The sequence below is a fragment of the Treponema zioleckii genome (assembly GCF_014737315.1).
Taxonomy (GTDB): domain Bacteria; phylum Spirochaetota; class Spirochaetia; order Treponematales; family Treponemataceae; genus Treponema_D; species Treponema_D zioleckii.
This window is the reverse complement of record NZ_JPUF01000035.1, coordinates 1-11721: the sequence shown is the minus strand read 5'-3', so window position 1 is coordinate 11721 and position 11721 is coordinate 1. Positions and strand designations below refer to the sequence as shown.

The 11721-nt window shown below is 42.7% G+C and carries 11 protein-coding genes; 4 read left to right on the top strand and 7 right to left on the bottom strand.

Features of this window, described 5'->3' with window-relative positions; translation table 11 throughout:
- From nusB to cbiB, 5 genes are all read right to left on the bottom strand, one after another.
- Window positions 1-423: a transcription antitermination factor NusB gene (nusB, locus tag JI65_RS10160; protein WP_191016016.1), complete on the bottom strand. Its 423-nt coding sequence runs from the start codon at window positions 421-423 to the stop codon at window positions 1-3.
- 4 nt (window positions 424-427) lie between these two features.
- Window positions 428-1507 (bottom strand): MOSP complex formation periplasmic protein, TDE1658 family, encoded by a 1080-nt coding sequence (locus tag JI65_RS10155; protein WP_191016013.1) that lies wholly within the window; start codon window positions 1505-1507, stop codon window positions 428-430.
- 256 nt (window positions 1508-1763) lie between these two features.
- Window positions 1764-3587, bottom strand: a complete 1824-nt coding sequence (locus JI65_RS10150; RefSeq protein WP_191016011.1) for an alanine--tRNA ligase — start codon at window positions 3585-3587, stop codon at window positions 1764-1766.
- A gap of 224 nt (window positions 3588-3811) precedes the next feature.
- Window positions 3812-6112, bottom strand: a complete 2301-nt coding sequence (locus JI65_RS10145; protein WP_191016008.1) for a pallilysin-related adhesin — start codon at window positions 6110-6112, stop codon at window positions 3812-3814.
- A gap of 105 nt (window positions 6113-6217) precedes the next feature.
- Window positions 6218-7231 carry an adenosylcobinamide-phosphate synthase CbiB gene (gene cbiB, locus JI65_RS10140; RefSeq protein ID WP_191016005.1) on the bottom strand — a complete coding sequence of 338 codons (1014 nt, stop codon included), beginning with the start codon at window positions 7229-7231 and terminating at the stop codon, window positions 6218-6220.
- Window positions 7232-7573: 342 nt separating this feature from the next.
- Between cbiB and JI65_RS10135 the strand changes: the two genes are divergently transcribed.
- From JI65_RS10135 to JI65_RS10120, 4 genes are all read left to right on the top strand, one after another.
- Window positions 7574-7876 (top strand): hypothetical protein, encoded by a 303-nt coding sequence (locus JI65_RS10135; protein WP_191016003.1) that lies wholly within the window; start codon window positions 7574-7576, stop codon window positions 7874-7876.
- A 6-nt stretch (window positions 7877-7882) separates the two neighbouring features.
- Window positions 7883-8458 carry a hypothetical protein gene (locus JI65_RS10130; RefSeq protein WP_191016000.1) on the top strand — a complete coding sequence of 192 codons (576 nt, stop codon included), beginning with the start codon at window positions 7883-7885 and terminating at the stop codon, window positions 8456-8458.
- Between the two features lie 121 nt (window positions 8459-8579).
- On the top strand, window positions 8580-9011 hold the full coding sequence (locus tag JI65_RS10125) for a hypothetical protein (RefSeq protein WP_191015998.1): 432 nt from the start codon (window positions 8580-8582) through the stop codon (window positions 9009-9011).
- A complete protein-coding gene (locus JI65_RS10120) occupies window positions 8981-9766 on the top strand; it encodes an esterase/lipase family protein (RefSeq protein WP_191015995.1) in 786 nt (261 codons plus the stop codon). Before JI65_RS10125 ends, JI65_RS10120 begins: the two co-directional genes overlap by 31 nt.
- Window positions 9767-9981: 215 nt before the next feature.
- Here JI65_RS10120 and JI65_RS10115 read toward each other — a convergent pair whose 3' ends face one another.
- Both JI65_RS10115 and JI65_RS10110 read right to left on the bottom strand, forming a co-directional pair.
- The gene (locus JI65_RS10115) at window positions 9982-10410 is read right to left on the bottom strand and encodes a hypothetical protein (protein WP_191015992.1); all 429 of its coding nucleotides are present in this window, start codon (window positions 10408-10410) and stop codon (window positions 9982-9984) included.
- 49 nt (window positions 10411-10459) lie between these two features.
- Window positions 10460-11278: a hypothetical protein gene (locus tag JI65_RS10110; RefSeq protein ID WP_191015990.1), complete on the bottom strand. Its 819-nt coding sequence runs from the start codon at window positions 11276-11278 to the stop codon at window positions 10460-10462.
- Window positions 11279-11721 lie beyond the last annotated feature (443 nt).

The following is an 11721-nucleotide window of genomic DNA, read 5'->3' as shown; positions in this document are numbered from 1 at the left end:
CTAATTTTTCGCATCCATAGATTTTCTAATATTATCCAAAAGAGCATTTACAAACTTAAATGAATCATCTGGACCAAATTCACGTGAAATATTTATCGCTTCATCAATTACTATAGATGGTAAAATATCTTTCTGATAAAGCAAGGAAAAAATACTCATCCTTAGCACAGAAAGAGAAACCTTATTAACTCGGTCAAAATCCCAGGTTGTAAGATTCTTTTTTATAAGCTCGTCAATTTCTGAAAGGTGCTCGACAGTACCAGCAATCAAAAGGCGTGCGAACGCACCTTCCTCAGAATTAAACGACTCAACATCCGCTTTGTTCACCCAAGACAATGCCAAAACATCATCAAGCGGAATTTTTCCGACTTCAAGAGAATACAATCCTTGAAAGGCAATAATTCTACTTTTTCTTCGTGACATTAATTTACCAATTAAGCAATTTCAAGAGTTCATCGCCAGTCTTTTTGCGATCAACATTTTCCGGCTTGTCAAGAGACTTTGTAATGCTCTGAACAGCCCCAATAAGAGCCTGGCCCTGTTTCTGCTGGGTCAAGTTGGATTTTATATAATCATACACCGTAATCGTTGTGTCTGGACGAACAACATCGGCCAAACCAAGCATTTTTGCGGTATATTTTGCTCTGATTGAATAGAACTGAAAATCATTGTCGGTTTCATTCAAACCAGATATATAACCTACATCACGACCAAATAATTCAATCAAATCGTTGTAAGAAATACCAAGTTGCTGTGCATGCAAAGCTGACTTTTGAATAAGAAGCTCACCGCCCTGATAAGAATTGTCTTTTGTAGAACCAACCTTAATCTGGTCATAAGTCAATTTCTTTTCCTTAACATCGTTAAGCATCTTCGTAGCTTTAGTCTTTGCCCCATTAGCATCAGTTCCTTTTGGAACAACAACAAGGAACAATTTTACCATATCATTCTGAACGAAAGATGATTTGTTCAATTCATAGAATTTTCTAATTTCCTCATCGGTACATGCAACTTTCTGAATTTCATCTTTCTTCTGCTGAAGAACATACTGCTGTGCAATCAACTGATTTTTTAAGAAATTCTTGTAATCAGTCGTGTTCATTCCAATCTGCTGCTTAAAAAATTCATCCAAAGTCTTGTTATACTGTTTTTTTACCAAATCAGCAAACTGAGCTTCTGTAACCTGTCGGCCAACCTGCTGACTCAAGCTCTGCAAAAAATACTGATTCACCTGAGAATCTGTAAGATTCATTCCGGCTTTCTGTGCGGCCTGAACAACAAGTTTTTCATCAACCATAGCATCCAAAATTTCTTTTTTCTGCTCAGCTGTAAAAGACTGGATATTGTTCTGTTTCTGATACATCTCAACTCTTGTTTTAAGTTGTTTTAGTGTGATTGTCTCAGATTTATTCAATTTAACAATTACCAACGGAGTTAAATCAGCCTGCGCAATCAAATTTGCTGCTAAAGTAAAAAATAATGTTAGTGCAAGAGCGAAACGCTTCATTTCAAAAACCTCTTCATTTATTTTTCTATTACCGAATTTTTTCAATCCACAGAATAAATTTCGGCAATTTCAGAACAAATTCTTATAAAATTTGTTACATTGAATTCTGTCAAACAGAAGCCAATTCTATTGCCGAAATCCCGTTCACCCAAAAAAGGAAAACGGGATTCTACCAATGGCATTTCGGTTAAGACCATAACGTTTTTTTATGGTTTAACTATTTAATGCTTATGAACAAAATTCGTTACACAATTTTCTATGATTCTAGCGGAAGTCCACCAGAAATCGTAGCGCGGATTCGGCGAACGCCAGCGGAAGAAGACTGTTCCTTCTCGATTTTAAAGTCGCCAATCTGTGCAGTGTGCTGAACGTGCGGGCCACCGCAAACTTCCTTAGAGAACCAGTCAGTTTTTGGGTCACGTCCAATCGTGTAAACTTTTACCTGCTCGCCATATTTGTTTGCGAACAAAGCCCTTGCGCCCTCAGCCTTAGCCTCGTCGAGAGTCATCACCTGCATAGTTACAGGGAGATCTTCCTTGATTTTTTCGTTTACGATGTCCTGAACTTTCTGAATTTCTTCTTTTGTCATTGGACGCTCGAAAGTAAAGTCAAATCTCATTCGCTCGTTGTTGATGTTTGAACCTTTCTGAGCAACCTGCTCGCCCAAAACCTCAACCAAAGCCTGCTGCAAGAGGTGCGTCGCAGTGTGGTACTTTGTCGTAGTGTCAGACTGCTCCGCAAGACCGCCCTTTGCCTTTCCTGCATCAAGTGATTTTGAAGCTTCCTGGTGCTTTTTCTCGGCAGCCTTGAAGCCTTCAATATCAACGGTAAAGCCATTCTCGGCACCAAGTTCCTGAGTAAGCTCAAGCGGGAATCCGTAAGTCTCGTAAAGATTGTAAGCGACCTTTCCTGAGATGATTTTTTTAGGATTCTTCATCAAATTTGGAAGAAGTTTCTGGAATTCATTCTCGCCTTTTTTCAAAGTCTCACGGAATTTAGTTTCCTCGGCTGTAAGTTCTTTCTTGATTTTCTCGGCATTCTGCTCAAGTTCTGAATAAGCAATCTTGAAGTTTTCGATTACAGACTCTGCGATTTCTGCAAGGAAAGCCTTTTCAATGCCAAGTTTCATTCCGTGGCGAACTGCGCGACGGATGAGTCGGCGAAGAACATAGCCTGCACCAACATTTGAAGGGCTAACTCCACGCTGGTCTCCGATGATGAATACAGATGCACGGGCATGGTCCGCAATGATTCGTACAGACTTGTCTTTTTCGGCGTCCGTGCCATATTTATAGGAAGAAAGTTCTTCGATTTTTGCGATAATCGGCTGGAAAACCTCTGTGAGGTAAACCGAAGTTTTTCCCTGGAGAATACAGTTCGTTCTCTCAAGTCCCATTCCTGTATCAACGTTTTTCTTTTCGAGAGGAAGAAGAGTCTTCTCGTCAACGCGGTTATACTGCATAAAAACGTTGTTCCAGATTTCCATCCAGTTTGCGGAATCTGTGCCTTTGTTAGAGCCGACAGGAGGAAGTCCCTCGCCAACCCAGTAGAAGATTTCTGTATCAGGTCCGCAAGGGCCTGTAGGACCAGCCGCCCACCAGTTGTCGCTGGCTGGAAGATAAGCAATTTTATCCTCTGGCATTCCGTTTTCTTTCCAATAAGAAGCGGCTTCCTCGTCACGAGGTGCGTTGTCGTCACCGGCAAAAACGGTTACGCTGATTTTTTTAGGGTCAAGACCGAGCCACTTTGGACTTGTGAGGAATTCATAAGAAAATGCGATTGACTCTTTTTTGAAATAATCGCCCAAAGACCAGTTTCCGAGCATCTCAAAACAAGTAAGATGGCTTGGGTCACCAACTTCGTCAATGTCGCCGGTGCGAATACATTTCTGATAATCCGTAAGACGTGTTCCAGAAGGATGTTTTTCACCCAAAAGATAAGGAACGAGCGGATGCATTCCGGCCATTGTAAAAAGTACGGACGGGTCATTTTCTGGAATCAAAGACTGTCCAGAAATCTCAACGTGATTTTTTGATTTAAAGAACTCAATGTATTTTGAGCGTAATTCATTAGCAGTCATAGTTTTTCTATTTTATTGACAAGAGTTGTTTTATTCAATAACACGGAAACGTCGCAAGTTGACTTTAATGTTAAACAGAAAATTCATGGCGTTTTCGGAAACGCTACAAGTAACCTTTGTAAATAACAGTTCCCCCATGCGTTACCCGCAAGTTTTGCGCAGGCAGACTTGTTGCTCGGCGCATTGCGAGCAACCTTTGAGAAGGATAATTCTCTCGTGCGTTTCTATTTGTTTAAAATAAAATCTACGCGGCGGTTTCTGCGGCGACTGTCCAGGTCATCTCCAAGTGCAACAGGATTCTTGCTTCCATTTCCGACGGCAGTAAGGCGTTTTGCCTCGATTCCGTTTCGGATAAGCCAGTCGCGAACAAATCTAGCACGCTGTTCGGAAAGAACTTGAACCTCGCGTTCCTCTGCAATCGAGCCAGAAAGGTTATTTGCATTTCCTTCAATCGTTACGCGATAATCCTGGAATTTTTTTAGGATTTCGGCAATTCGCTTTAAGACTCGAATATTATTCTCGATTGTGCGCTGGTCAAGACCTTTGGATTCCTGATCCTCCACAGGACCTGCAAGAACCTCAGCCTCGCTCTTAAAGTCCGCGTGGTCGCTTCGGAAAATAATCGAAGGAATCTGCATCTTAAGTTTTCCGCCTTCTCGCATCAAAAGAACGTCAACATGAAGCATTCCAGAGGCAACGTTTGTAATACCGTCAGAGTCGGTCACAGAGAACTCGTACGGATAATCCGTAGCGGACTGAACAAGCATTCCGCTTGCGGAACGGCCGTCCCAAACGATTTTAGGCTCCACTTTTGAAGCCCCAGAAGTTGACCAGAACGGCTTGTTAGTGTTCGGGTTCAAAACGGTGAACGACCAGTTTTTAATCTGGCTCTCGCTCTGAGCCGAAAGAGAAATCGTTACGGATTCATCTTTTCCGTCATTGTCAGGACTAAAATACTGAGGCGAAGTTTTTACGCTAAGTTTCGGACCGGCTTTTTTAACTTCAACAACTTCTTCCCCGGAGGCAAGTTCGTTAGGGTCTTTTTTGACAACCTTCGTAAGAATCAGTGGAGCAGATTTGTCTGGAATAAATCCGTCAGGATTCACAATCACTTTTTGCAGGGCAAGTGACTTTTTTTCAACGTCTGTCTCGTCCGTAAAAGCAGGAATGTAGATTCCGGTGAGCGAAGATTTTTTTGAATCAGAACGGAGCTGCAACATAAGATTTCCGTCAAGCGAAGTTTTCTGGAATCTTCCAGTCTCAACGCCATTTTTTCCAGAAACTTCATAAACATCTTCTTTGAATTTTATGATTTTCTCATCATCGTCGCTGAGCTTAAAGGACCAGCCGTCGTCAGGCACAGACAATTCGGCAAAAGAATCAACGCCTTTGAGTTTTACAGGCTTGTTTTCTTTTTGAGAAGAGACTTTTTTGTAAGTGCCGTTCCAAAGGTTGCTTTCGATAATATTCATGCGAACATCATCACGAACGCTGATTCTAACGGTGTCGGTATTGATTAGAGTTATATCGAAATTTCTCCGGAGATTTTTTACGCTCTGGTTTACGGCGGTAAAATAAATTCCGTTCTTTTTGAGCAAGCTGTTTGTCCAAGAATAAAGTTCTTCAGTTCTGTCTTCCTGAAAGATAATCTCGGAAGCATCGTAATCAAAATAAATGTACCTTGCAACTTTTTCGCTGCTCTGATTAATCCAAAGACCGTTCAAGAATTCGCAGAAAGTCGAAACCTTTCCGTCCTGGATTCGCGACATATTTTTTTCGGCAACGCTGATTCCGTTGATTCTTGTGGAATTCACCTCAACATATTTCGCCTGGACAGGATTCCAGTCATACATCGTCTGAATCTGGTCTGTCTGCGAAGGATTCTGTGCGGAAGGCACGTCCTCATAAACCCACACCGGGTAGCTATCAAACGTTTTTGGAGCTTCCTCCTCGGAATAAGACGACTCGCGCGCCGACTGCTGAATAAAAATTGTGCCAACGGAATCAAAATCCCCCAGCGTCAAAATAGAAAACTCGCCGTTCGCCTCGCGCTTTCCGCTCAAAATTTTAAGAACGGAATGTCCCAAATCAGAAACGCCCTGATAAACGAATGCATTCTTGTTGTTTCCGAGAACATCAAGTGCATAGCAAGAAAAACTCTGAATTTGAGTCACAGAAGTCTGAATTACGCTTTCTTTTGAATACGACGAAAGAATCGGATTATATAAAGAAAAATAAAGATTCAAAAAAGGACTGTCGTTAAGCTTTATGACTTCAATCTGGTCTTCGTAGCCATCATCGTCAATGTCCATTTTTAGCGAAGTAATCAAAGTCTCGTTCTCGCTGAGAGAAACATACGACGAGTCCTTTTGTGCCGCAACAATTTCCTCGGCATTCTGGGTTTTAGGAACAATCAACTGAGTCAAAAGGTTAGTGCGGTCGCTCAGAACATATTTTGTAAAAAGAGAAAATCCAATCAAAAAGAATAAGAATAAAATAAGAATAATAACAACAAGACGTCTCATTGAATCGATTTTACTAAATTAACAATTTTTGCAAAAGGGATTAATAGCAAACTGTTTATAAACTTGAAGGCGTAAAAAATTGTAAGTTTTGCAACTTCCTTTAACTTACGTCAAAAAGAAAAAAAACAGCAGAAAAGGAACAGTCAGCCCGGCCATGCACAAAACGGCGGAAAGACGCATCAATTTTACGGTACGCAAAATGTCATCTTTTTCGACTGCACGAATCGGGTCGCCCAAAAACGGCTTTCTTTCAATCTGACCTTCGTAAACGGCATCGCCCGCAAGCCGGATTTCAAGCGCGCCAGCCACAAAGGACTCAGTCTGCCCGGAATTCGGGCTTGCATGTTTGTAGCGATCGCGGAAAAAGATTTTTAGGCCGTTCAGAAAATTCAGCCGCAAAAAAATCGACGCAAAAAACATAAAAAATACGCTCAGCCGCGCGGGGATAAAATTCGCAAAATCATCAAGCCGTGCCGCAGCCGTTCCGAAATACTGATATTTTTCGTTTTTATAGCCAATCATGGAATCCATCGTGTTAATTGCCTTGTACAAAAGCGCGAAAGGCGCGCCACCAAAAGCATAGAAAACGAACGGTGAAACGATTCCGTCGGTCGTATTTTCAGCCACGGTTTCCACGCAGGCTTTTATAACTTCTTCCTCCGAAAGGTTCTTTACGTCCCGCCCAACGATTCTTCCCACCGCAAGACGGCCTTCAAAAAGCGAAGCCGAAAGTTTTCTATATACGTTAAGAGCTTCGTCGCCCAAACATCGCGCCGCAAGCGACTGAAATCCCCAGAACACGTCAAGAGCGAACGCAAGTGCCACGCACGCCCAGCTCACAGCCCCGCAAAAATGCAACGCAGAAAACGAAAGTGCCGCAAGAACAGAAAATGGCACAAAAAAAGTCAACGCGCAGACAAGCAAAACCAAAACGCAGCCCCAAAAACGCAGCGCCCGCGGAGTAAAAGACTTTCGGAGCCGCCGTTCCAAAAACGAAACGAGCCGCCCAATAATCACCACCGGATGCGGAATCCAGCGTGGCTCGCCGAACAAAAAATCAAGAATCAGCACCAGCGGAATCGAAATCAAATGCAAAAACAACAAAACACGAATATTCATAACGACTGGAAGGAAGTATAGCACAATTTGATTTGAAGTTCTTAAAAAAAGAAGGGGGAAAGCAAACTCGCAGGGATTGCACGTTTTCCGCATTATCAACTTGCAACTGTAAAAAATTGTCTGCACTACCGTAAAAAACGTTTTTGTTCACGCGGTGCAAGGTGCAAGGAAAATTATTGACGCCGCAAAGCGGCTCACCTTGCAAACGTTCACAAAAGCCGTTTTTTACTCTCGTTCCGACAATTTTTTGGTCAACCTTCCTGTAATGCCTCCTGTCAGGGCTTGTACAACAACTTTTTTTTGTATAGTAAAGCATATTTTTCAAATCAAAGGAGTCAAATTATGAAAAAATCAATTCTTGGCATTCTCTCGGCAGCAGTCCTCGCAACAGCATTTTTTGGATGCAGCAGCGTAGTTCCTTTACAGGGAAACAACACGGCAGCAACAAACCAGCTCAAAGTCCTCGGAAGAGTCACAGTTGAACGCCCAACAAACAAATCAGGTTACACAATTCTCTGGCAGGAAGCTCTCAAACAGTACCCAGAGGCAGATGACATCATCAACATCCTCGTTGACGGCAAAAAGAAATCTAACGGAGAACAGACTTACATCATGTCTGCATTGGTAGTCAAATACGGAAACTAACAAGCTATGAAGAAATCAATTTTTCTAATTTTCTTTATTTTGGCATCATCCGTTTTTGCGCAAAGTTTCGGACAATTCAAAGGGCTTTCACCTTTACGCCCGGACTTTTCCATGAATCTGAACGCCACTAAAGAAACAAGCGATGAATCGAATGGTCTAAAAATAAGTTTTATATCCGGTGCGAACTATATTTTGCTCGACGACGATGACTTAATTCCTTTCATTCAAATCCGCCTTACAACGAAAAAAGGCTGGCAAGCCTTCATTGAATGCGGATTAGGGACAGAAACCAGTGAGTACACACTCGGCGTTGCAAAGAGCCTTGTGAACAAGCCTCATATTGATTTTTCGCTAGGATTCGCAGGCACATACATCTCGCAAGAATCCAAAAAGACGAACTACTATGGATACTACTCATACACCGAACAAGTCTACAAAGACACATTCGCATTCGGTGCAGATTTTTACCTGCTTTTTAAAGCAACCAAAAATCTCGGTATTGCCACAAACCTGTTCTACGGTCTTGACGATGAATCAAATTCTGTAGTCAACACAAAACTTGGAATAGCCCTTTCATTCTAAAAAAACACGCAGGAGGAGCGATTCTTCCTGCGGAATACACAATCCAGAATACATTGAAACTCTAGCACAATTTTCCCGCCAGTAACAAAGATTCAAAAAATATGATAGATTAAAAGCCAAAATGAACGAAAAACAACTACGAAAACTTGCACTCGGAAACAGACTTCTCATAATTTTTATTATTTTTCTCTTCGCCGCCGCAACTTGGCTCGGAACCCTAATTTATTCCACCGGCTTAAAGACCGCACTCAGCCAGAACTGGGGAAAAATACTTTTTATCTTTTTTACAGAGCTGATTATATTCTGGGCAGGAATCATCCTTGTTTACGTGTGTTCCGTGCAGCTCAGGATAAAACTCCGAATCATCGGCATTTTGGCAGGCCCGGTTCCCGCTGCAAACCTTATAGTCCTCGCGCTCATTCTTTGCGTCACCGAACGGGAATATCATTTTGAGAAAAAAAGAACGAGCTTAACAAAAAACGGCAAAAAGATTCCATCTGCAAAACAAAATACCCGCTGCTTTTGGTTCATGGCGTATTTTTCAGGGATTTAAAACTCCTCAACTATTGGGGACGCATTCCAAAAGAACTCGAAAAAAACGGTGCAAAGATTTTTTACGGCGAACAGCAATCAGCCGCATCGGCAGCAGATTCCGCAAAAGAACTTTGCCAGCGAATCAAGAAAATCACGGAAGAAACAGGATGCGGAAAAGTGAACATCATCGCGCACTCAAAAGGCGGAATCGACGCAAAATACGCAATCGCAAACTTCGGGCTAGAAAAATACGTCGCTTCGCTCACAACAATCAACACGCCGCACCGTGGCTGCGAATTTGCCGACTACCTTCTCGAAAAAGCCCCGGCCGGATTAAAAACAACCGTCTCAGCGACCTATAATTCTGCACTCAAGAAAATGGGAGACACAAACCCGTCATTTATCGCAGCGGTTACCGATTTAACCACAACAGGCTGCGAAAAAACGAACCAAAAAATCAAAGACTACGACTTTGCCGCACACGGAGTTTACGCCCAAAGCGTCGGCTCGATTATGAAAAAAAGCGCCAGCGGAAAGTTCCCCCTGAACATGTCGTATTATCTGGTCAGACACTTTGACGGCGCGAACGACGGACTCGTAGGCGAAAAGTCATTCGAATTCGGCGAAAACTACATCTTCCTCGAAAACAAAAAATCAAAGCGAGGAATCTCCCACGGCGACATAATCGACCTTTGCCGCGAAAACATCAACGGCTTCGACGTCCGCGAATTTTACGTTCAGCTAGTTGCAGACCTAAAAGCCCGCGGATTCTAAAAAATAACACAGGATGAAAAAAAATCTTCCTGCACCATTTTCAGCGCACTCCCATCGGCCCTGACCGGGCCTCATAAAATCCACTTTTCGGGGAAATGCCCCCTGCGCACCACCCCGCATAACTAGCTTTGCGCTACGCAAAACGCCAACGAATTTAACCACATCCCCCATCAGTGAGCATCTACGGCAAAAAGGAAATCTGTCCGCACATAAAATCAATCGCCGTATGCCAGCGACAGTTTGTAAGAGTCAAAAGCCATTTCTTCGCTCAATTCCGCCGAAAGCACACCCGCTTTTTCGAGCAATTCCACCGCGTCCAACCTGCACTGACCGCACACACTTTCCTCAATCAAAAGCTCAAGCGGCAAACGGCAATCTGCTGTGGTGTTCGCTTCAAAAATATTCAGAACCGTAATACCTGCGTGATGAAAATCGTGAGGCTTTTTCTCTTTGGCAAGTTTTTTCGCAATTTTCTCGCCGTCGCCCTCGCGGTAATTCTCATTGAGCAAATCAAGGTAGAAAAACGCGTAATCGTCGCTTTCAAGGGCATTTTGCGCAATTTTGCGAAGTTCGGGAAGAGCGAACGGAGTTAGAACATCGACGAGGCGTTCATTGTACCAAGTGTTTTTGCGAGCTGAAAACAAGGGAAGCAATTTGTGCGGGGCATCAGGAAAAACAATTTTCCAAAACGGATTAAAAAAGCGAATATAGCCTATTCTCTTTTTTTGTATTTTTTTGTTCAAGCAGCTTTTTTGCAAAGTATTTTACTTCGTCATCGCTCAAAGCTTTTCTAAGTTTTCGCGGAACAATCGTGTTTTTTTTAATTAAGGCTTTTACTTGCTCAAATGCGCTTTCAAGGCTTTCTTTTTGCTTTTGATATGCTTCTCGCTCTTTTGTTGTTTCTTCAATTCGAGTCAAAAATGCCCTGATTTTCTCGTTGGATTTTGCTCTCTCCGCAAGCATTTTCTTCGCTTGTTCGCCATCAAGTCCGTGAACGCTGTAAAAAAGATAATCATCTTCTGCGATTTCTTTGTCGTGCAAAAAAGCCTCGCCACGCTTCTCCGCAACTTTCGCAAGTCCCTCAAAACCCAAAAGCTCAATGATTGATTCACTAGCAAAGCTGTGCAAAAGCTCATAATCATCACATTCTTCAAAGCGTTTTAGCAAAATATTTCCGACTTTTGAAAAGCCTTCTTTTGAAATCTTTGCCGCAGTAATAAAAAAATGCAAGCAATCCCAGTCATCGCTGATTTTATATCGCTCTAAAAGCTCGGTTATGCTCAAAACCACGGCGTTCTTTTGCTCTTGATTAAGCTCTCTAAAAAATTGAAGCGCGTATTCGCTCCTGTCGCCCTCGCATTGCGGGTCGTAAGCGTAATTGTGCAAACACAAGTCCAAAACGGCTTTTGAAAAATTGAGTTGCTGGTTCTCTTTGAATATCAAAAACGCTTTTCCGCGTCCTTTTTTCGCATACTTTTTGAATTCGCCCAAAATCTTTTGACATAAAACCATAAATAAATCCTACTTTTAATATACACCGACTCAAGAAAAAACTTCTCTCTGCAGTCATTTCAACGCAGATGAACGCGAATACACCCGGACAGCTCGCAGATTATTTGATACACGCAGATTTTCTCCATGCACATTCCCCCCGGTGATTGAGCCCGCCGAAACCACAATTTCCAACGCAAAGCCCGTCATTCAGAACTCGTCTCGGAATCCACGCCCCATACTGGGTGTGTGACTTTGAGAGGTTCACACTTTGGATTATGCCCTTTTTTTTCAGAATGTTCCAGGACAGGCTTTCCCGCACGCAAAAACCATTCAAAAAAAACTGTCAAAAACCGTGGCCAAAAAGTTTACGCCGCGGGCCGATCGAAAAGGTCCGCCACGAGCATACTGATAACCGCAGGGACCGCCGGCCCCGCACCGTCAGCAAGCCACCTCTGAACTGA